Origin of the sequence: Shinella zoogloeoides, assembly GCF_020883495.1 — a bacterium.
In the GTDB taxonomy this organism is placed as follows: domain Bacteria; phylum Pseudomonadota; class Alphaproteobacteria; order Rhizobiales; family Rhizobiaceae; genus Shinella; species Shinella zoogloeoides.
In genome coordinates this window covers 2,148,217-2,167,533 of record NZ_CP086610.1, presented here as the reverse complement: position 1 = coordinate 2,167,533, position 19,317 = coordinate 2,148,217, and the positions used below count along the sequence as shown (strand labels likewise).

At 65.7% G+C, this 19,317-nt stretch carries 19 protein-coding genes and 1 riboswitch; of the genes, 8 read left to right on the top strand and 11 right to left on the bottom strand.

The genetic code is table 11. The annotated features are described in order from the left end of the window. Nucleotides 1-5: 5 nt before the first annotated feature. The 6 genes from K8M09_RS10805 to K8M09_RS10780 all read left to right on the top strand — a co-directional run bounded on the left by K8M09_RS10805 (nt 6) and on the right by K8M09_RS10780 (nt 6,951). Nucleotides 6-1,388, top strand: coding sequence for a dihydroorotase (locus K8M09_RS10805; protein ID WP_160786086.1), 1,383 nt, complete (start codon nt 6-8; stop codon nt 1,386-1,388). Further along, the gene (locus K8M09_RS10800) at nt 1,385-2,662 is read left to right on the top strand and encodes a Zn-dependent hydrolase (RefSeq protein ID WP_160786085.1); all 1,278 of its coding nucleotides are present in this window, start codon (nt 1,385-1,387) and stop codon (nt 2,660-2,662) included. The genes K8M09_RS10805 and K8M09_RS10800 overlap by 4 nt, the downstream gene beginning before the upstream one ends. Beyond that, a complete protein-coding gene (locus tag K8M09_RS10795) occupies nt 2,662-3,753 on the top strand; it encodes a DUF917 domain-containing protein (RefSeq protein WP_160786084.1) in 1,092 nt (363 codons plus the stop codon). The genes K8M09_RS10800 and K8M09_RS10795 overlap by 1 nt, the downstream gene beginning before the upstream one ends. A 13-nt stretch (nt 3,754-3,766) precedes the next feature. After that, complete coding sequence (locus tag K8M09_RS10790) at nt 3,767-4,096, top strand: TfoX/Sxy family protein (RefSeq protein ID WP_160786083.1); 330 nt, start codon at nt 3,767-3,769, stop codon at nt 4,094-4,096. Nucleotides 4,097-4,123: 27 nt separating this feature from the next. Beyond that, entirely contained in the window at nt 4,124-5,791 is a 1,668-nt protein-coding gene (locus K8M09_RS10785; RefSeq protein WP_160786082.1) for a urocanate hydratase, read from the top strand. A gap of 137 nt (nt 5,792-5,928) precedes the next feature. Further along, on the top strand, nt 5,929-6,951 hold the full coding sequence (locus K8M09_RS10780; protein ID WP_160786081.1) for a glycoside hydrolase family 25 protein: 1,023 nt from the start codon (nt 5,929-5,931) through the stop codon (nt 6,949-6,951). A 16-nt stretch (nt 6,952-6,967) separates the two neighbouring features. Here the strand turns inward: K8M09_RS10780 and K8M09_RS10775 are convergent, their stop codons facing one another. Continuing rightward, entirely contained in the window at nt 6,968-7,567 is a 600-nt protein-coding gene (locus tag K8M09_RS10775) for a YdeI/OmpD-associated family protein (RefSeq protein ID WP_160786080.1), read from the bottom strand. Nucleotides 7,568-7,730: 163 nt separating this feature from the next. On the opposite strand from K8M09_RS10775, the gene K8M09_RS10770 reads away from it, so the two are divergent. After that, on the top strand, nt 7,731-8,444 hold the full coding sequence (locus K8M09_RS10770; RefSeq protein ID WP_160786079.1) for a L,D-transpeptidase: 714 nt from the start codon (nt 7,731-7,733) through the stop codon (nt 8,442-8,444). 55 nt (nt 8,445-8,499) lie between these two features. Here K8M09_RS10770 and K8M09_RS10765 read toward each other — a convergent pair whose 3' ends face one another. The 5 genes from K8M09_RS10765 to K8M09_RS10745 form a co-directional block, all read right to left on the bottom strand. Continuing rightward, on the bottom strand, nt 8,500-9,261 hold the full coding sequence (locus K8M09_RS10765; protein ID WP_160786078.1) for an SDR family NAD(P)-dependent oxidoreductase: 762 nt from the start codon (nt 9,259-9,261) through the stop codon (nt 8,500-8,502). A gap of 1 nt (nt 9,262) precedes the next feature. Beyond that, complete coding sequence (locus tag K8M09_RS10760; RefSeq protein ID WP_160786077.1) at nt 9,263-10,087, bottom strand: ABC transporter permease; 825 nt, start codon at nt 10,085-10,087, stop codon at nt 9,263-9,265. Beyond that, entirely contained in the window at nt 10,087-10,953 is an 867-nt protein-coding gene (locus K8M09_RS10755; protein WP_160786076.1) for an ABC transporter permease, read from the bottom strand. Before K8M09_RS10755 ends, K8M09_RS10760 begins: the two co-directional genes overlap by 1 nt. Nucleotides 10,954-11,149: 196 nt before the next feature. Next, complete coding sequence (locus tag K8M09_RS10750; RefSeq protein ID WP_160786075.1) at nt 11,150-12,316, bottom strand: polyamine ABC transporter substrate-binding protein; 1,167 nt, start codon at nt 12,314-12,316, stop codon at nt 11,150-11,152. A 39-nt stretch (nt 12,317-12,355) separates the two neighbouring features. Beyond that, nucleotides 12,356-13,429 (bottom strand): ABC transporter ATP-binding protein, encoded by a 1,074-nt coding sequence (locus K8M09_RS10745; RefSeq protein ID WP_160786074.1) that lies wholly within the window; start codon nt 13,427-13,429, stop codon nt 12,356-12,358. Nucleotides 13,430-13,621: 192 nt separating this feature from the next. Here K8M09_RS10745 and K8M09_RS10740 point away from each other — a divergent pair, with 192 nt between their 5' ends. Continuing rightward, nucleotides 13,622-14,419, top strand: a complete 798-nt coding sequence (locus K8M09_RS10740) for a helix-turn-helix transcriptional regulator (protein ID WP_160786073.1) — start codon at nt 13,622-13,624, stop codon at nt 14,417-14,419. A 99-nt stretch (nt 14,420-14,518) separates the two neighbouring features. Here K8M09_RS10740 and K8M09_RS10735 read toward each other — a convergent pair whose 3' ends face one another. The 5 genes from K8M09_RS10735 to K8M09_RS10715 form a co-directional block, all read right to left on the bottom strand. Then, entirely contained in the window at nt 14,519-14,995 is a 477-nt protein-coding gene (locus tag K8M09_RS10735) for a 6,7-dimethyl-8-ribityllumazine synthase (RefSeq protein ID WP_160786072.1), read from the bottom strand. Between the two features lie 93 nt (nt 14,996-15,088). Next, nucleotides 15,089-15,233, bottom strand: a riboswitch (FMN riboswitch). 101 nt (nt 15,234-15,334) lie between these two features. Continuing rightward, nucleotides 15,335-16,396: an ABC transporter ATP-binding protein gene (locus K8M09_RS10730; RefSeq protein WP_160786071.1), complete on the bottom strand. Its 1,062-nt coding sequence runs from the start codon at nt 16,394-16,396 to the stop codon at nt 15,335-15,337. A 9-nt stretch (nt 16,397-16,405) separates the two neighbouring features. Then, nucleotides 16,406-17,188: an ABC transporter permease gene (locus K8M09_RS10725; protein WP_160786070.1), complete on the bottom strand. Its 783-nt coding sequence runs from the start codon at nt 17,186-17,188 to the stop codon at nt 16,406-16,408. Further along, nucleotides 17,185-18,075: an ABC transporter permease gene (locus tag K8M09_RS10720; RefSeq protein WP_160786069.1), complete on the bottom strand. Its 891-nt coding sequence runs from the start codon at nt 18,073-18,075 to the stop codon at nt 17,185-17,187. Before K8M09_RS10720 ends, K8M09_RS10725 begins: the two co-directional genes overlap by 4 nt. Nucleotides 18,076-18,159: 84 nt before the next feature. Further along, nucleotides 18,160-19,266 carry an ABC transporter substrate-binding protein gene (locus K8M09_RS10715; RefSeq protein ID WP_160786068.1) on the bottom strand — a complete coding sequence of 369 codons (1,107 nt, stop codon included), beginning with the start codon at nt 19,264-19,266 and terminating at the stop codon, nt 18,160-18,162. Nucleotides 19,267-19,317 lie beyond the last annotated feature (51 nt).

The window sequence follows — 19,317 nt, the reverse complement described above, 5'->3', positions numbered from 1 at the left end:
CCGCAATGGCCGATTTCGATCTCGTTCTGAAAGGCACCGTGGTGCTTGCCGACCGCATCGTGGAGGGCGGGCATGTGGCGGTGCGTGACGGCAAGGTGGCGCATGTCGGCCAGGGCGCGATGCCCGCGGCCAAGGAGCGGCACGACCTCTCCGGCGCGCTGATCCTGCCCGGCGCCATCGATGCGCAGGTCCATTCGCTCTCGCAGAAGAATCAGGAGGATTTCATCTGGTCGACGCGCTCGGCGGCGGCCGGCGGCGTCACGACCATCGTCGACATGCCCTATGACGAGGGCAACCTCGTCTGCTCGGCCGAGGCGGTGAAAATCAAGGTCGATCACGCCTCGCCGCAGGCGCGGGTGGATTTCGCGCTCTATGGCACCGTCGATCCCGAGGAGGGGCCGGCGCGCATCGGCGAGATGGTGGAGGCGGGCGTCGCGGCCTTCAAGTTTTCCACCTTCGGCACGGACCCGAAGCGCTTTCCGCGCATTCCGGCCGCGCTGTTGGAAGATTGCTTCCGCGCCATCGCCCCGACGGGGCTGACGGCCGGCGCGCACAACGAGGACGACGAGGCGGTGCGGGCTGCCATCGCCAAGGTGAAGGCGGCGGGTATCACCGACTATCGCGCGCACGGCCTGTCGCGGCCGCCGCTGACGGAGCTGCTGGCCTCCAACCAGATTTACGAGACGGGCGCTGAGACGGGGTGCCCGGCGCATGTGGTGCATTGCTCGCTCGGCCGTGGCTACGAGATCGCCGCCGCCTACCGGGCGCAGGGGCACCGCGCGACCATCGAGTGCTGCATCCATTACCTGACGCTGGACGAGGAGAACGATGTCGCCCGGCTCGGCGGCAAGGCGAAGATCAACCCGCCGATCCGCCCGCGCGCCGAGGTGGAAAAGCTCTGGCGGCATGTCGCGGCGGGTAATGTCACGCTGGTTTCCACCGACCATGTGAGTTGGTCGGAGGATCGCAAGACCAATGCGGACATGCTGGCCAATGCCTCCGGCGTGCCGGGGCTGGAGGTCATGGTGCCGCTTTTCGTCAAGGGCGCGCTGGAGCGCGGCATTCCGCTGACGCGCGCGGCCGAGCTGATGACGCTGAACCCGGCACGGCATTTCCGGCTGGATCACGCGAAGGGCGCGCTGGAGGCCGGCAAGGATGCCGACATCATCGTGCTGACGCCCGAACCCTATACCTATGACGCGACGGCGAGCGGCCATAACGTCGTCGGCTGGTCCCCCTATAACGGCATTCGCCTGCCATGGCGTGTCTCGGCCACGTATCTGCGCGGCCGGCTCGTCTTCGATGGCAGGGCGGTGCTTGCCGAGCCGGGCACCGGCGCTTTCGTGCGGCCCCTGCCGACGCTCGTGGCCGGAAGCGCCGTCCGATGAGCAGCCAGACCAACCTGCCGGTCGATCCGGCCCGCATCGCGGATGTGATCGACGGCCTCGCCCGGATCACCGAACCCGGCCGGCCCTATACGCGGCGGGCCTTCACCGCTTTGTTTCCGGCAGGGCGGACGTTTCTCGATGAAAAATTCAAGGCGGCGGGGCTGGAAACGCGCGTGGACGCCGCCGGCAATCTCGTCGCGCGGCGGCCGGGCAGGAAGCCGGGCCTCGGCACGATCATGCTCGGTTCGCATTCCGATACGGTGCCGGACGGCGGGCGCTATGACGGCATCGCCGGCGTCGCGGTGGCGCTGGAAGTGGCGCGGGCGCTGGCCGACCGGGGCATCGAACTCGACCATGATCTTGAGGTGGTGGACTTCCTCGCCGAGGAAGTCTCGATCTTCGGCGTCTCCTGCATCGGCAGCCGCGGCATGGCGGGCGTGCTGCCGGAGGACTGGCTGTCGCGGCAGAGCGGCGGGCTGACGCTGGAGCAGGGCATCCGCGATGTGGGCGGCGATCCGGCGCGGATCGTGGCCGAGGCGCGCAGAGACATTGCGGCCTTCCTCGAACTGCATATCGAGCAGGGGCCGGTGCTGGAGACGGAGAGGCTGGATATCGGCGTGGTGACGGCGATTGCCGGGATCACGCGCATCGAGATCATCGTCGAGGGCCGGGCGGACCATGCCGGGACGACCCCGATGGGCAGCCGCGCCGATGCGCTCGCCGCCGCCGTGCGGCTGGTGAGCGGCATCGAGGCTTTGGCGAAATCGCTTTCGGCGGGGCCGGCACACTTCACGGCGACGGTGGGCGAGTTCTCCATCGAGCCGAATGCAGCCAATGTCGTGCCGTCGCGGGCGCGCCTGCTGATCGATGCGCGGGCGGAAGAGCGCACGGCGATGGATGTCTTCGCCGCCTCCGTCGAGCGGCTTGCGGCGGAAATTTCGCGCGAGACCGGTACGAACATCGCCGCGCCGCGCCGCATCTCCGACAACATGCCGACGCCGGGCGACCCGCTGGTGCTGGACGTGCTGGACGCCGCCTGCGATGCGGCCGGCGCGAGCCATCGGCGCATGGCGTCGGGCGCGGGGCACGACACGGCCTTCATGGCCAAGGTGACTCGGGCGGCGATGATCTTTGTGCCGTGCCTTGGCGGGCGCAGCCATGCGCCGAAGGAATTCGCCGAGATCGACGATATCGCGCTCGGCGCGGCTGTGCTTCTTAATGCAGTGATTCAACTGGACGAAAAACTTCAGGATGTGATTCAGGAGGGCGCGTGATGGGCCGGATTTTAAAGGAAAAAGACGTCGAGGCGGCGGTCAAGGGCGGCTCGGTCTATGCGGCCGGCGGCGGCGGATGGGCCGATCACGGGCGCATGCTCGGCTATGCGGCGGTCTCCATCGGCAAGCCGGAACTGGTCTCCATCGACGAGCTTTCCGATGACGACTGGGTGGCGACGGCGGCGGCCATCGGCGCGCCGGCCTCGACCACGCCCTGGGAGATGCGCGGCGTGGACTACGTGAAGGCGGTGGAGCTTCTGCAGGAGGCGCTGGGCGAGAAAGTCGCCGCGCTGATGGTGGGGCAGAACGGCAAATCCTCGACGCTGAACGGCTGGCTGCCCTCCGCCATCCTCGGCACGAAGGTGCTGGACGCGGTCGGCGACATGCGCGCGCACCCGACCGGCGACATGGGTTCCATCGGCATGGCCGGCTCGCCGGAACAGATGATCCAGACGGCGGTCGGCGGCAATCGTGACGAGAACCGTTACATAGAACTCGTCGTGCGCGGCGCGACGGCGAAGGTCTCGCCGATCCTGCGCACGGCTTCGGATATGTCCGGCGGCTTCATCGCCTCCTGCCGCAACCCGTTGCGCGCGTCCTATGTGCGCCGGAACGCGGCGCTCGGTGGCATCTCGCTGGCCTTGACGCTCGGCGAGGCGATCATCGCGGCGGAGGGTAAGGGCGGTTCGGCGATCATCGACGCCATCGTCAAGACGACGGGCGGTGCGATCCTTTCCGAGGGCACGATCACGGACAAGTCCGTGGTTTATACCAAAGAGGCCTTCGATATCGGCACGGTGACGCTCGGCACGGGCGGCGGCGCGTCGGTGCTGCACGTCATGAATGAATATATGGCGGTGGAATCGGCCGAGGGCAAACGTCTCGCCACCTTCCCGGATGTCATCACCACGCTCTCGCCCGAGGGCGAGCCGCTCAGCGTCGGGCAGCTCGAAGTCGGCATGAAGATCTTCGTGCTGCATGTGCCGAAGACGATTATTCCGCTGGCGTCGAGCGTGCTCGATCCGACCGTCTATCCCTCGGTGGAGAAGGCGATGGGGATCGATCTCGCCAGCTACGCCCTGGCCAGATGACCGGAGGCGGGCGATGGCACGGGACAGGGAACTGGAAGACATCGTCCGCGCCGATCTCGGCCTTCGCGCGGGGCTTTCGGAAAAGCCGATGTTCGGCGGGTTGGCCTGGCTGCTCGACGGGCACCTTCTCTGCGGTGCGCGCAGGGAGGGCATGCTGGCGCGCCTCGGCAAGGGCAACGATGCCTGGGCGCTCGCCATTGACGGCATCGCGCCGATGGTGATGGGCGAGCGGGCCATGGAGGGCTGGGTGCGCGCCTCGCCTGAGGCCTGCGCCGACGAGGCCCTGCGCCGCCGCCTGATTTCCGAGGCCATCGCTTTCGTCGATACGCTGCCGCCGAAGTAAAACGATTTTTTGCAAGAGGGATACCCCATGCCGAAGCCCAATCCGCGCCACCCGAACTATCCGATCCCGAGCGGCGACGTGCTGCGCGCCAAGGGCTGGCGGCAAGAGGCGCTGCTGCGTCTTCTGGAGAACGTTCTGTCTGTCGGCGAGGACCCGGACAACCTGATCGTCTATGCCGCGCTCGGGAAGGCGGCGCGCAACTGGGCGGCGCATAGGGCCATCGTCAAGGCGCTGACGGAAATGGAGGAGGACCAGACGCTGGTCATCCAGTCCGGCAAGCCGGTGGGCCTGCTGAAGACTCACGCCAAGGCTCCGCTCGTTATCATGGCGAACTGCAATATCGTCGGGCAATGGGCGAAGTCCGAGGTGTTTTATGAGCTTCAGCGCAAGGGGCTGATCTGCTGGGGCGGGCTGACGGCGGGCGCATGGCAGTATATCGGCAGCCAGGGGGTCATTCAGGGCACCTATGAAATCTTCATGCGCATCGCGGAAAAGCGCTTCGGCGGCAGCCTTGCGGGCCGCTTCATCCTGACCGCCGGCCTCGGCGGCATGGGCGGCGCGCAGCCGCTGGCCGGCCGCATGGCGGGCGCGGCGATCCTCTGCGTCGATATCGATCCCGAACGGGCCGCCAAGCGCAAGGCTGTCGGCTATCTGGAGCATGTCGCGCCTGACCTCGATACGGCGCTGGCGATGATCGATGAAGCGGTGAAGGAGAAGCGCGCAACCTCTATCGGCCTCGTCGGCAATGCGGCGGAAATCTACCCGGAGATCGCCCGGCGCGGCATCGTGCCGGATATCGTCACCGACCAGACCTCGGCGCACGACCTCGTTTACGGCTATGTGCCGAAGGGCATGAGCCTCGATCAGGTGAAGGGTCTGCGCGACGACGGGCAGGGGCAGTTGATGGCGGCAAGCCGTGCTTCCATCGTCGAGCATGTCTCGGCCATGCTGGACTTCCAGAAGATGGGTTCCGAGGTCTTCGACAACGGCAACCTCATCCGCACGCAGGCGCGGGAAGGCGGCGTTGGCAATGCCTTCGATATCCCGATCTTCACCGAGGCCTATCTGCGCCCGCTCTTCTCGCGGGCCATCGGCCCGTTCCGCTGGATGGCGCTGTCCGGCGAGGAGAGCGATATCGCCCGCATCGACGACCTCGTGCTGGAGATGTTCCCGGACAATAGGATCGTCACCAACTGGATCCGCCTCGCACGTGAAAACATTCCCTTCGAGGGGCTGCCGGCGCGCATCGCCTGGCTCGGCCATGGCGAGCGCACGGAGCTGGCGCTTGCCGTCAACACGCTGGTCGCGGCGGGCGAGCTGAAAGGGCCGATCGCCTTCTCGCGCGATCATCTCGATGCCGGGGCCATGGCGCATCCCAACATCATGACGGAGCGCATGAAGGACGGTTCGGACGCCATCGCCGACTGGCCGCTGCTCGACGCCATGCTGCTTTGCTCCTCGATGGCCGACCTCGTCGTCGTCCATTCCGGCGGCGGCGGCTATGCGGGCTATATGACGAGTTGCGGCGTGACGCTGGTGGCCGATGGCACGGCAGCGGGGGCGGAGCGGCTGGAACATGCGCTCACCAACGATACCTCGCTTGGCGTGATCCGCTATGCGGATGCGGGCTACGAGGAGTCCTTCGAGGAGATTGCAAAGAAGGGCATTGGCCATGTCAGGACGGGCGACGCTTGAAGGTCTCCGGCTAAGTACCTGAAATGTCGCGGTCGGCCGTAAAGATTGTATTTAACATTTCGCGGTAATCTTCCGTTAGTAATTCCGTCCGTGTGTCGAAAGGGCGGGGCTTCGGTTTGTTTTGCGTGCGAGTGCCTATGCGTCTTTCGGTCCTTACAGCGATCCTTCTCGGCTGCGCCTGCCTGGCTGGCTGCGCGTCGAGTGCGACCCCGGAAACGGTGTTGGCGGTCAAGCCTTCGCGCGAGACCACGAGTTCCGTCGCCAAGGGCGGCGGGCCTGTTCCCGAGGTGGCGGTCGGCGAAGGGCAGGTCAGGACGGAGGGCGCGCAGGAAATGCTCGCCTGGGCCGGGCCGGTGCCCGATAGTCATGTCTTCGAGACGGTGACGAAGCAGTCCGCGGTTCCTTCCGAGCGTCCCGCCGATGCCGCGACAATGGCCGAGATGCCGACCCAGCGCCTCGGCAAGCGCTCGCGCGTCTACAGCCAGCAGTTCCGCGATGCCCATCCGATCAATTTCGGCAAGCGCGCGCCGAAGCACTATCAGGTGCATGGCGTCGACGTTTCGCGCTGGCAGGGCGATATCGACTGGATGAAGCTGCGCACGCAGGGCGCCAACTTCGCCTTCATCAAGGCCACCGATGGCGGCGACCATCTCGACCCGATGTTCCAGAAGAACTGGCGCCGGGCCAAGGAGGCGGGCATCAAGCGGGGCGCCTACCACTTCTTCTACTGGTGCCGCGTCGCAAGCTCGCAGGCCGAATGGTTCATTCGCAACGTGCCGCGCGATCCCGACGCGCTGCCGCCGGTCATCGATGCCGAATACAATGGCGATTCCGCCTGCAAGAAGCGCCTGTCGCGTGAAAAATACGTCGAGAAGATCCGCGTCTTCGCCGAGATGCTGGAACGGCACTACGGCAAGCGGCCGATCATCTATACCGCACCGGACTTCTATGAGGACAACCTCTCCGGCGAGCTGAAGGAATATCCCTTCTGGTTGCGCTCGGTCGCCGCGCATCCCTCCAAGCGCTATCCGAACCGCCGCTGGCTGTTCTGGCAGTATTCCGGCTCGGGCCTGTCGCATGGCGTCGAGGGCAGGATCGACCTCAACGTCTTCTCCGGCAGCGTGAACGACTGGCACAACTGGCTGAACGGCCAGTCCTGATTGGGCGGGAGACGGTCTATTTCCGCTTCTGCGGGTAGATCGTCTCGCCCTTTTTCAACATTTCCACGAAGGTCTCGATCTTCCGCCTGCGCGCCGCGTCCGTCTTCAGATTGTGGATGCGGAAGGCGAGGGCGAAGCGGTTCTGCTCCGTCAGCCTGCCGAGCATTTCGGCGGCGGCCGGCTCCGCGTCTATGGCGGCTTGCAGGTCCGGCGGTATCTTAAGGTCCTTGCCGCTGCCATAGGCCTTGTCCCAGCGGCCGTCCGCCTTTGCGGCCTCCACCTGTTTCAGGCCGTGCTCCGTCATGCGGCCATCGGCGATCAGCCGGCCGACCGTCTCGACGTTCTTCTTGCTCCAGACGCTTTTTCGCCCACGCGGGCTGTAGCGCTGGAAAAAGCTCTTCTCGTCCAGCCCCTTGCGGATGCCGTCGATCCAGCCCCAGCACAGCACGACCTCTATCGCTTCTTCGGGATTGATGGACTTGAGACCGGAGCTGCGCTTGTGCACCTTGATCCAGACCTCCGGCGCCACGGCGTGGTTTTCCGAGAGCCAGCGATGGAAGCTTTGCTGATCGGGGAATTCACGGACATGGGTGAGGTCGATTTCCACAGGCGCCATCGTGTTCCTTCCTCGATGTGGTTCGGGCGTGGCCGCTTTGCATCGCTCGCAAGGAACGAGCGGTGGATGCCGAAGATGTGATGCCCTCGCTTCTTGCCAGCCCCTTCCGGCTTTGGCTAGCCATCGGCCTCAATCCGTTCTTTCACTGGAGTATGTTTCGAGAATGCCTACGGTGTGCACATTGTCGCGCAGAGCTTTCCTCCTCGGTGCTGCCGCGACGCTTGCGGGATGCGCAACCACGGAAACGTCGGTCAAGAATGCCCCCATCCCTCAGAAGGTCAGCTATCCCATCGTGCCGGCGACGGTCGAGGAGCTGGCGGCGCGCTACGCCGCCGTCGAGGATGGCGGCCATGTCATCCCGGCTATCCCCTATCAGGAGATCGACCCGAAATATTACCGCCAGCGCGTGACGGACCCGACCGGCGAGCCGGCGGGCACGGTGGTCGTCGATACGGCCTCGCGCTTCCTCTATGTGGTGGAGCCGGGCGGCACGGCGATGCGCTACGGCGTCGGCATCGGCCGCGACGGCTTTGCCTGGGAAGGCGAGGGCGTGATCCAGTGGCGTCAGCCCTGGCCGCGCTGGAAGGTGCCGGCCGACATGATCAAGCGCCAGCCGAGCCTTGCGAAATACTCGGTCGAGAACGGCGGCATGGAGCCGGGCATCAAGAACCCGCTCGGCGCGCGCGCTCTATATATCCACCAGGGCGGCAAGGATACGCTTTATCGCCTGCACGGCTCGCCGGACTGGAAGTCCATCGGCAAGGCGACGTCGTCGGGCTGCGTCCGCCTCATCAACCAGGATGTGCTCGATCTCTACAAGCGCGTGCCCTATCACGCGCGCATCGTCGTGCATCAGGGCGGGCTGGAGTCGGTCTGAGCAATTCTAGCAAAAGTGTAATGCGGTTTTGCGGCCGGAATTGCGCTGAGCAGAACTAGACGACGGTTTCGCCGCCGTCGACCACGAGAATCTGGCCGGTCATGTAGCTTGACCGGTCGGAAACGAGGAAGAGGATCGGCTCGGCGATCTCCTCCACATCCGCCCAGCGGCCCATGGGCACCTTTTCCCTTATATAGCCCTCGATGGCCCCGCGCCCGCCCATCTGGTCGATGAAGGGGGCGTTGAAGGGCGTGTCGACCCAGCCGGGGCAGAGTGCGTTGACGCGGATGCCGTGGCGGGCGTAGTCGCCGGCGATCTGCTTCGTCATGGCGATGACGGCGTGCTTGGTGGTCGTATAGGCGATCATCTCGCGGTCGTAGAGCACGCCGGAGGAGGAGGAGGTGTTGAGGATGACGCCTTTTCCCTGCGCCTTCATGGCGGGCATGACGAGGCGTGCGGCCATGAGGTGGGCGCGCACATTGAGGTTCCAGGAAAGGTCGAGGCCGTCGAGGGATACGTCTTCGAGATCGCCGGCGACCTGCGCGCCCGCATGATTGTGCAGGATGTCGATGCGGCCGTGGCGGGAAAGCACGCCAGCAATCGCCACCTTCAGCTCCACGTCGTCGGTGACGTCGAGGACGACTGCCTCGGCGGTGCCGCCATCGGCGCGGATGAGATCGACCGTCTCACCGGCCCGGGCCTCGTCGCGGTCGGCGACGCAGACGGTCGCGCCCTCGCGGGCCATGATGCGCGCACCGGCCCGGCCGATGCCGGAGCCTGCCCCTGTGACGATGGCGACACGGTTCTTCAGGATCATTTCATTCTCCGGCAGGCGATTTTTTCGTCTTTTCCCGCATGAGGATGCGGGCGACGAGGATGAGGAAGAGCGAGGCGACCAGAACCATGGTGGCGATGGCGTTGACCTCCGGCGTCACGCCGCGGCGGATCGAGGCGAAGACGTAGATCGGCAGCGTCGTCTTGGAGCCGGCGACGAAGAAGGCGACGATGAAATCGTCGAAGGAGAAGGTGAAGGCGAGCAGGAAGCCGGCCAGCACCGAGGGCAATATCTGCGGCAGCACGATATCGCGGAAGGTGGTGAGGGGCGTGGCGTAGAGGTCTGCCGAGGCCTCGACGATATCGCGCCCGAGCGTGGCGATGCGCGCCTTCACGATCATCGTCACGAGCGCCATCGTGAAGAGGCCGTGCGCGGCGATGATCGAGCCGTAGCCGAGGCCGAGCTGCGGCGGCTTGTCGCCCGGCCAGAGGGCGGCGATGGCGGGATTGACCGCACCGAAGACGGCGACCAGCGCCACCAGCGTCGCGATGCCGATGACGACGCCCGGCACGACGATGGCGGCGGCAAGCAGGCCGTCGAAGAGGAGGCGGGCGCGGCTGCCGAGCCGTTCGAGGCCGAGGGCGGCCATGGTGCCGAAGACGGCGGCGAGCGTGGCGCTGGTCAGGGCGATGATCAGGCTGTTCTGCAGCGCCGTGACGAGGAACGGATTGGCGAGCGCCTTGCCGTACCATTGCGTCGAGAAGCCGGTGAACTCGCTGGCGCTGCGCCCCGCATTGAACGAGAACAGCACGACCAGCGCGATGGGCGCATAGAGGAACAGGTAGACGGAGGTTATCAGCGCGCGCATCAGACGAGGTCCACCTGTCTCGTGCCGGAGACTTTCCAGGCGATGCGCATGGCGACCGTCAGCACCACGACGACGATGGCGACCAGCGTGACGGCGATGGCCGAGCCGAAGGGCCAGTTGCGCGATTGCAGGAAGAGGTCGACCAGCGCGTTGCCGATGAAGAAGACCTTGCCGCCGCCGAGAAGCTGCGGAATGAGATATTCGCCGAGCAGCAGGATCGTGACGAGCGCGACGCCCGTCATGACCCCCGGCAGGGAGAGCGGCAGGGTGACGGAGAAGAAGGTGGAGGCCGGCTTCGCGCCGAGGTCGGCCGAGGCTTCCAGCAGGCGGCGGTCGAGCTTTTCGAGGCTGACATAGATCGGCATGATCATCAGCGGCAGATAGCCGTAGACGATGCCGAGCAGAACCGCGCCCGGCGTGTTGAGCAGGCGCACGTCTTCGATGCCGATCATGTCGAGGAGGCTCGGGATGCCGCGCGAGCCGAGGATGAACATCCAGGCATAGGTACGCACGAGAAGGCTCGTCCAGAACGGCACGACGACCAGCGAGACCAGCAGCAGCCGGTGGCGCGGCGCGGCCTTGACGGCGAGGTAATAGGCCGTGGGATAGGCCACCAGCAGGCAGAGGAAGGCGCCGGCCGGCGCGAGCATCAGCGTGTTCCAGTAGGCGGCGGCGCGGGCCGGCAGGTTGGCGTATTGCGCGAAGGTGAAGGCCGCCTGATAGCCGCCCGCCGGTCCGCGCTCGCCGACGGAGAAGACCATCATGGCGATGAAGGGCAGCACGAGGAAGACGAACAGCCATACGGAGGCCGGCGCAAGCAGCGCCGCCGTCACCAGCCGTTTCTTTGCCGTCGTCGTCAGGGGCATTGCGTTGGTCCTGTTGCGAATACTGTGAGGGTCGCCCCTCATCCGGCCTGCCGGCCACCTTCTCCCCGCAAGCGGGGAGAAGGATATGCGTGGCTGCGCCTTGCCCCATTGGAAAGGGAAAGATGACGATACTCCGGGTCCCTTCTCCCCGCTTGCGGGGAGAAGGTGGCGGCAGCCGGATGAGGGGCGTTGACCGTCAGGCCGACTTGAAGCGCGCCATCAGTTCCGCGCGAGCCGGGTCGGTCAGCGTCACCGCTGCGCCGAATTCCAGCGGCGTCAGCGCGGCTTCTTCCGGATAGACGATCCTGTTGCTGGTGATCTCGGCCGGCAGCAGGGCGAAGACGCGGCTGTCGGTGGTCGGCGCGCCGTTGGCGATGTGCTCCTTCACCGCATTCTGCGGGTCCATCAGGAAGTTGAGCAGGGCATAGCCGGCCGGCTTGTTGGTGGCGCTGGTCGGCACGGCGTAGAAGTCCGACCAGATCTCGCCGCCGTCGGTGCCGAGCGTGAACTGGATTTCCGGCATGTCGCGGTTGAGCTGCGCGCCGTCGTTCGTCCAGCACATGGTCATCCAGGCATCGGTGGAGCGCATGGAGGGCTGGTAGTCGCTGTTGATGGCGTAGAGGTGCGGCTTGACCTTGATCAGCAGTTCCTCGGCCTTGGCGAGTTCCTCGGGCTTGATCGAGTTGAAGGAGAAGCCGAGCGAGACGAGGGCGTTGCCGATGGTGGTGAGCTGGTAGTCATGCACCATGGCGCGGCCGTCGGCCTCGGTCATGGCGACCTCGAAGAACTCCTTCCAGCTCGTGACCTTCGACTTGACCTTGTCGGAGTTGAAGGCGATGCCCGTCGTGCCCCAGTTCTTCGGCAGCGCATAGACCTTGCCGTCCACCGTGCCTTCGTTGGTGAAGCGGGTGTTCTGGGTCTTGGGGTCGAAATTCGGCACCTTGGACAGGTCGAGCGGATCGATCAGGCCGAGGCCGGCATAGGTGGAGATCGTGTAGTTGGTGGGCACGAACAGGTCCCAGCCGGTACCGCCGGCCTGGAGCTTGGCCAGCATCTCCTCGTTCGAACCGAAGACGTTGACCTCGACGGCGACGCCCGTCTTGGCCGTGAAGGCTTCGAAGGTCGCCGGGTCGTGGTAGTTCGGCCAGGTGGCGAGCGACATGGAGGTGCCGAGGTCTTCCTGCTGCGCATAGGCCGCGGAATTGAAGAGGCCGGGCTGGCGGGCGAGGACGGCGGCGGCAAGGCCGAGGCCGGAGACCCCGAGGAAGTGGCGGCGCGTGACCGAACCGCGCTTCAGCCGCTGGAATTCGTCCGTCAGTTCACGGGCGCTGATCGGGGCATTCTCTCTGAACCATTTCGACATGACGCTGTTCCCTTGTTGTTGTTTGGGGCCTGTTTCCCCTCAGGCTGGAAAGATATGCGCTGTACCGGGATCGAAGCTGATCGCGACCCGTTCGCCCGGCGCGACGAGGTCGTTCTGCGTCTGGCGTTCGGCCGTGACGAGCAGGTCGCCGAGGCCGTCGACGGCGATGGAATATTCTGCCGCCGAGCCGAGGAAGATGCGATGGGTGACGGTGCCTTCCAGCGTCGCCGTTCCCGCGCCGCCACGGGCAAGGCGGATCGCCTCCGGGCGCAGCGCCACGGTGACGGCGCCCGGTTTGAGATCGCCGCGCGGGGCGGGCAGGGCCGCGCCGTTGCCGAGCCGCACGGTGCCGCCGGCCTCCAGCGTGCCGTCGAAGCGGTTCGTCTTGCCGACGAAATCGGCGACGAAGAGATCGGCGGGACGGTCGTAGACCTCCTGCGGCGTCGCAAGCTGGCGGATGCGGCCGGCGCTCATCACGCAGACGAGGTCGCTCATCGACAGCGCCTCCTCCTGGTCGTGGGTGACGAGCACGAAGGTGATGCCGAGATCGCGCTGGAGCGTCTGCAACTCGATCTGCATGGCGGTGCGCAGCTTCTTGTCGAGGGCCGCCAGCGGCTCGTCGAGAAGAAGCACGGACGGCTTGTTGACGAGTGCGCGGGCGAGCGCCACGCGCTGCTGCTGGCCGCCGGACATTTCATGGATGCGGCGCTTGGCGAAGCCCGAAAGGCGCACCATCTCCAGCGCCTCGCCGACGCGGCGGGATATCTCCGCCGCCGGCAGCTTCGGGCGAAGCTGCTTGAGGCCATAGGCGACGTTCTTCTCCACGTCGAAATGCGGGAAGAGCGCATATTGCTGGAAGACCATGTTGACCGGTCGGCGATAGGCCGGCACGCCATTGGCCACCTTGCCGGCGATCAGCACCTCGCCCTCGCTCGGCTGCTCGAAGCCGCCGATCATGCGAAGGCAGGTCGTCTTGCCGCAGCCGGAGGGGCCGAGCAGGGCGACGAACGCGCCTTTCGGCACGGTCAGGTTTATGTCTGAGACCGCGGTCACCGCGCCATAGCGCTTGGTCACCGAACGGAACTCGATGTCGTTCGTTGGGGCGGATGTCACGTCTGTTCCCTGCGGTTGTTGCGTTGAAGCGATCTTGCGCCGCTTTAGCCACCGTCGAGCGGAATGCTAGTCAGCCGCCGCCGGGTTGGTATATACCCCGAGAGAGGTATTTTATCCGTAAATCGACTGTGGAAGGAGTATATCCCGGCGGCGGCACATGAGGGGGCGTCGCGGGAATCGGGGAGCAACGCCATGCGGGTCGATTTCACGGCATTTTTCCGGGCGCTCGCCGACTGGACCGGGGAAACGGAGCGCTCCGACCGGCAGGCCGGCGAGACCCTGCTGGCGATGATGCGCGCGCTGGTGCGCTTCGACGGCATGGTCGTCTTCGCCTACCGCGACAAGGCGCGGCCCATCGACCTGTTCAGCACCTTCGATGCGGACGACTACAATGTCTTCGTCAGCCTCTATCAGGCGGGGCCGTATCTCCTCGACCCGTTCTACCACACGGCGCGGGCCGGGCGTTCGGGCGTGCTGCGCATGCGCGAGCTTGCGCCGGACCGTTTCTTCTCCAGCGAATATTACCGCAGCTACTATTCGCAGACCCGGCTTGCCGAGGAGCTGGGCTTCTTCGTGCCGACGCAGGACGGGGTGACGGTGGTGGTTTCGCTGATGCGGCGGGAGAAGACGGGCGTCTTCCCGGCCGGCGAATTCGGCCTGCTCACCGATGCCGAACCCTTCGTCGCCGCCTTCGTGCGCCGCGCCTGGAGCGGCCTTGCCGAGCGTTTTGCCGAGACGGGGCAGGGGCGCGGCCGGCGCAACGAGCCGGTGAGCGCGGCGGACAAGGTCTGGCGCAAGCTCAACCTCACCGACCGCGAAGCCTCGATCATCGAGCTGGTGCTGCAGGGGCATTCCTCGGAATCGATCGGGCTGCGGCTCGATATCTCGACGGGCACGGTGAAGGTGCATCGGCGCAATGTGTACCGCAAGCTCGGCATCTCCTCGCAGATACAATTGCTGTCGATCTACCTGAAGAACCTGCAGGCCTGAAACGGCGAAAGCCCGGCATCGCTGCCGGGCTTCCAGGAGTCTTTTCAAGAGGTTGTGGCCTCGTCCTTGCGGATCGATTCCGGCCGCTCACCTATCGATTCAACGGGCAGACACCAGCGCCACCTGTGCCCGCGCATCGAGAATCTGCCGGGCCGCATGGGCGGCTTCCTTGCCCTTGATGACGAAGTGATCGCGGAAGAAGGCGATATGGGCTTCCGATTCCTGGAAGTTGTGCGGCGTCAGCACGGCCGAGAGCACCGGCACGTTCGTATCGAGGCCGACGCGCACGATGGCGTCGACGACGGTGCCGGCGACGAAGTCGTGGCGGTAGATGCCGCCGTCGACGACGAGCGCGACGCCGAGGATGGCGGAGTAGCGGCCGGTCTTCGCCAGAAGCTGGGCCTGAAGCGGGATTTCGAGGGCGCCCGGTACGTCGATCACGTCGATGTCTTCCGAGCGACCGCCGAGGGCCTGCCATTCGGCGATGAAGGACGTAACCGCCTGGTCGACGATGCCGGCGTGCCAGCGGGCACGGATGACGGCGATACGGGCGGCGGGGGTGGCATTGGCGTTCATATGTCTTGGCCTTTCAAGGGTTGAGCCATTTTTCAACGGGTCCCTTGGGCGAACACGCAAGGAGGGACGCCGCCGGTGACGGCGGGCCTTCCTGCTTGCTCTCTTCCATCCGGACTGTAACCGTCGGCTCCGGCTTCGCACCGGATCTGCTGACCCTTCCTTACGGAAGGCGCTCGCGGGCTGCCGGATCGCTCCGGATACCGCCGGTGGGGAGTTTCACCCCGCCCTGAGAACGATGGGAGACTAAACGGCAATCGCCCGCGGATCAAATCCGCGGGCGACGCAAAAGAGAGAATTCACGACAGATTTTTCCAAACCTCTCGCAAGGTCTGGAACGGTTCAGTCGTGGATGACGAGAAGATCGCCGGCGGTGAAGCGCAGCGTGACCGTTTCTCCGACGGCCGGCGGCACGAGGCCGGGGCTGTTGAACATGTCGAAGGAAATGACGCTGCCGCCGACCTTCATGCGCGTGCGGATGACGGAGCCGAGGAAGTTCGACGAGACGACCTCGCCGGAAAGCGCCGTGTCGCCCTTGGCGTCGGCGGCGATGGAGCCGGCCTCGGGGCGCAGCGCCAGCGAAACCGTGTCGCCGGCCTTCGCATTGCCGAGCGATTCGCGCAGCGTCACGCCCTGGTCGCCGATCGTCACGCGGTTGGAAGCGGCATCGACCACTTTGGCCTCGATGAGGTTCAGCGTGCCGACGAAGCCGGCGACGAAGCGGGTGGCGGGGCGGTTGTAGATGTCGGCGGGCGTGCCGATCTGGTCGGCCTTGCCAGCATTCATGACGACGATGCGGTCGGAGATCGACAGCGCCTCTTCCTGGTCGTGCGTGACGAAGACCGTGGTGATGCCGAGCTGCTGCTGGATCATGCGGATTTCCTCGCGCAGCGATACGCGGATCTTGGCGTCGAGGGCCGAGAGCGGTTCGTCGAGGAGGAGGACCTGCGGCTTGGGGGCGAGCGCGCGGGCGAGCGCCACGCGCTGCTGCTGGCCGCCGGACATCTGGTAGGGGTAGCGGTCGGCGAGGTGATCGAGCTTGATGAGGCCGAGCATTTCCTTGACGCGCGCGTCGATCTCGGCTTTCGGCCGGCCGGCGACCTTGAGGCCGAAGGCGACGTTTTCCGCGACGTTCATGTTCGGGAAGAGCGCATAGGCCTGGAAGACCATGCCGATATTGCGCTGGTTGGGGCGAAGGTTCGCCTGGCTCTTGCCGTCGATGCTGATCGCGCCGCCCGAGGGCGTCTCGAAGCCGGCGATCATGCGCAGGATGGTCGTCTTGCCGCAGCCCGAAGGTCCGAGGAACGAGATGAACTCGCCCTTTTCGATGGACATGTTGAAATCCTTGACGACCTGCACGGGGCCGAAGGACTTCTGGATGCTGGTGAGGGTCAGGAAGCTCATGAATGGTCCTTAGGCGGGGCTTTGCGCGCCCTTCTGGAAGCGGGAAACAAGCTGGATCAGGCCGAGGCAGCCCCAGGTCAAGGCGAAGGACATGACCGCGAGCGCAGCCGGCTCATAGGCGCGGTTTGCGCCGAGAAGCTGCATGTAGGGGCCGAAGGCCGGACGGTTGAGGAGGGCGGCCATGGTGAACTCGCCGATGACGATGGCGAAGGTCAGGAATGCGCCGGAAAGCACCGCGACCAGCACGTTCGGCAGGATGATGCGGGCGAGGATGGTCATCCAGCCTGCGCCGAGGCTCTGGGCGGCTTCCGTCAGCGTGGCGATGTCGATGGAGCGCAGGCCCGTATCGACGGCGCGGTACATGTAGGGCAAGGCCAGCATCGAATAGCCGAACATCAGCAGGATGTTGGTGCCGGTGATCGAGCCGGTCAGCGGCAGCCAGCTCGACGTGTTGTAGAGGCGGATATAGCCGAAGACGATGACGATGGCCGGGATGACCAGCGGCAGGAGCGTGATGAACTCGACATAGGGGCGAAGGCCCGGCAGCTTGAGGCGCACCCAATAGGCGGTGGGCACGACAAGCAGCACGCCGAAAGCGATGGTGGCGAGCGCCATCATCACCGAATAGGTGAAGGTCTCCTGGAAGCGCGGGTCGCCGAGCACGACGGCGTAGGCGTCCAGCGAATAGACGCCGCGGCGCATCTTCAGGGAGAAGTTGGTCATGCCGAGCAGCGGCAGGATGAAGTAGAGCAGCCCGAAGAGGAGGGCGCCCCAGGCCCAGAGCTTTTTCATTTCAGCCACCTTTCGCTGCGCGCGCGCAGCCAGATGTAGATCGTGTTGGCGATGCCGGTGACGACGATCATGCCGAAGGCCAGCGCATAGCCGAGATGGGGATTGCCCAGCACGTCGCCGCGAATCTGCGCGAAGAGCAGGATCGGCACGATGGAGAGCGAGGAGCCGGTGAGCGCGATGGCCGTCGCGACCGCGCCGAAGGCGTTGGCGAAGAGCAGGGCCAGCGTGCCGAGGAAGGAGGGCAGCAGGATCGGGAAGGCGACCATGCGCCAGTACTGCGCGTTGGTCGCGCCGAGAATCTGCGCCGCCTCGCGCCATTCGCGCTTCAGGCCGTCGAGCGCGGGCGTGATGATGAGGATCATCAGCGGAATCTGGAAAAAGAGGTAAGTGACCGTCAGACCCCAGAAGGACAGGATGTTGAAGCCGTGGGCGCGCAGGTCGAAGCCGAACTGGGTGCGCAGGAACACGGTGACGAGACCGACCGGGCCGAGGGTCGCGAGGAAGGCGAAGGCGAGCGGGACGCCCGCGAAGTTCGAGGCGACGCCGGAGAAGGTCAGCAGTGGGCCGCGAATCCACTTCGGCAGGCCGCCGAGCACGGCGGCGGAGGCGACGGCAAAGCCGATCAGGCAGCCGAGCAGGGCCGAGGCGATGGAAATCTTGATCGAGATCCAGTAGGCCGACAGGATCGATGTGGTGAACAGCCCGCGGATATTGTCCAGCGTGAAGCCGCCGTCCGGCGTCTGGAAGGCGCCGATGACGATACGCATCGTCGGCATGATCAGGAACAACAGGACGAAGATCGCGAACGGCGCCGCGCCGAGCCAATGCAGCGGGAGGCGGAAGGGCTCGCGCGTCGGCCGGCTGGCGGCTGAGCTGTCTGATGACATCAAGAAAACCTCGGATGGGGTTGCCGTTATTGGCATACCGCGATCGTCGCCCCGGCATGCGGCCGGGGCGACGAAGGATGTCGCTTACTGCACGTTCGCGCCGACGACGCTGTCCCATGCGCCGGTGACGGCGGCCTTGTTGGCGTCGACTTCCTCGAGCGTCGGGAAGTAGGCCTTCTCATAGGACGCTGCCGGCGGCAGGGCGTCGATCAGTTCCTGCGGAACCTTGCCGGCCTTGACCATGGCGTTGAAGCGCGCCGGATGGCAATAGCCCTTCAGCCAGCCGAGCTGGCCTTCGTCGGAGTAGACGTGCTCCATCCACAGCTTGGCGGCGTTCGGATGCGGCGCATAGGCCGAGATGCCCTGGACGTAGACGCCGGCGAGGACGCCCTTCTCCGGAACGACGACTTCCGTCGGCGGGTTGCCGTTGAGGGTCTTGGCCCAGCCCAGCGCGTTGTAGTCCCAGGCGACGACGATCGGGGTCGAGCCCTGCGCCAGCGTGCCGGACTTGCCGATGACCGGAACGAAGTTGCCGGCCTTGTTCATCTCGGCGAAGTAGGCAAGGCCAGCCTCGCCGGCTTCCTTGCCGGACTTGGCGTCCTTGGAAAGACCGGCGGCGAGAACCGCGAGGATCGCCTGGTTGGAGGCGCGCGGGTCACCGGCAAGCGCGACCTGGCCGGCATATTCCGGCTTCAGGAGGTCGGCCCAGTCCTTCGGCGAATTGGCGACGAGGTCCTTGTTCACGAGGAAGGACATCACGCCGTAATAGTCGCCGTACCAGTGGCCGTCGGCGTCCTTGATCTCGTCCGGAATCTCGTCCCAGGTCGAGACCTTGTAGGGCTGCAGCAGGCCTTCGGCCTTGGCGGACGGGCCGAAGGCGAGGCCGACGTCGATCACGTCGGGCGACTGCGGGCCCTTGTTGTCCTTGTTGGCCTTGATGGCTTCGATTTCGTCGGCCGAGCCGGCGTCCGGGTTCAGTTCGTTGACCTGGATTTCCGGATACTTGGCCTTGAAGGAGGCGATGACGTCACCGTAGCCGCACCAGTCATGCGGCAGCGCGATGGTCGTGAGCATGCCTTCCTTCTTGGCGGCCTCGATCAGCTCCGCGCTCGGCTCGGCGAAGGCGAGCGACGTGGTGGCGATCACCATGGCGGTGGAGAGCGAGAGCAGACGTTTCGTATGTGACATCACGGGGTTCTCCTTTTGTGTGTCAGGCATTTCGGCGTGGTGATTACTTGCGGC

Coding starts and splice junctions, on each gene's coding strand:
- K8M09_RS10805 (WP_160786086.1), top strand. CDS start 6: ATGGCCGATTTCGATCTCGTTCTGAAAGGCACCGTGGTGCTTGCCGAC.
- K8M09_RS10800 (WP_160786085.1), top strand. CDS start 1,385: ATGAGCAGCCAGACCAACCTGCCGGTCGATCCGGCCCGCATCGCGGAT.
- K8M09_RS10795 (WP_160786084.1), top strand. CDS start 2,662: ATGGGCCGGATTTTAAAGGAAAAAGACGTCGAGGCGGCGGTCAAGGGC.
- K8M09_RS10790 (WP_160786083.1), top strand. CDS start 3,767: ATGGCACGGGACAGGGAACTGGAAGACATCGTCCGCGCCGATCTCGGC.
- K8M09_RS10785 (WP_160786082.1), top strand. CDS start 4,124: ATGCCGAAGCCCAATCCGCGCCACCCGAACTATCCGATCCCGAGCGGC.
- K8M09_RS10780 (WP_160786081.1), top strand. CDS start 5,929: ATGCGTCTTTCGGTCCTTACAGCGATCCTTCTCGGCTGCGCCTGCCTG.
- K8M09_RS10775 (WP_160786080.1), bottom strand. CDS start 7,567: ATGGCGCCTGTGGAAATCGACCTCACCCATGTCCGTGAATTCCCCGAT.
- K8M09_RS10770 (WP_160786079.1), top strand. CDS start 7,731: ATGCCTACGGTGTGCACATTGTCGCGCAGAGCTTTCCTCCTCGGTGCT.
- K8M09_RS10765 (WP_160786078.1), bottom strand. CDS start 9,261: ATGATCCTGAAGAACCGTGTCGCCATCGTCACAGGGGCAGGCTCCGGC.
- K8M09_RS10760 (WP_160786077.1), bottom strand. CDS start 10,087: ATGCGCGCGCTGATAACCTCCGTCTACCTGTTCCTCTATGCGCCCATC.
- K8M09_RS10755 (WP_160786076.1), bottom strand. CDS start 10,953: ATGCCCCTGACGACGACGGCAAAGAAACGGCTGGTGACGGCGGCGCTG.
- K8M09_RS10750 (WP_160786075.1), bottom strand. CDS start 12,316: ATGTCGAAATGGTTCAGAGAGAATGCCCCGATCAGCGCCCGTGAACTG.
- K8M09_RS10740 (WP_160786073.1), top strand. CDS start 13,622: ATGCGGGTCGATTTCACGGCATTTTTCCGGGCGCTCGCCGACTGGACC.
- K8M09_RS10735 (WP_160786072.1), bottom strand. CDS start 14,995: ATGAACGCCAATGCCACCCCCGCCGCCCGTATCGCCGTCATCCGTGCC.
- K8M09_RS10730 (WP_160786071.1), bottom strand. CDS start 16,396: ATGAGCTTCCTGACCCTCACCAGCATCCAGAAGTCCTTCGGCCCCGTG.
- K8M09_RS10725 (WP_160786070.1), bottom strand. CDS start 17,188: ATGAAAAAGCTCTGGGCCTGGGGCGCCCTCCTCTTCGGGCTGCTCTAC.
- K8M09_RS10720 (WP_160786069.1), bottom strand. CDS start 18,075: ATGTCATCAGACAGCTCAGCCGCCAGCCGGCCGACGCGCGAGCCCTTC.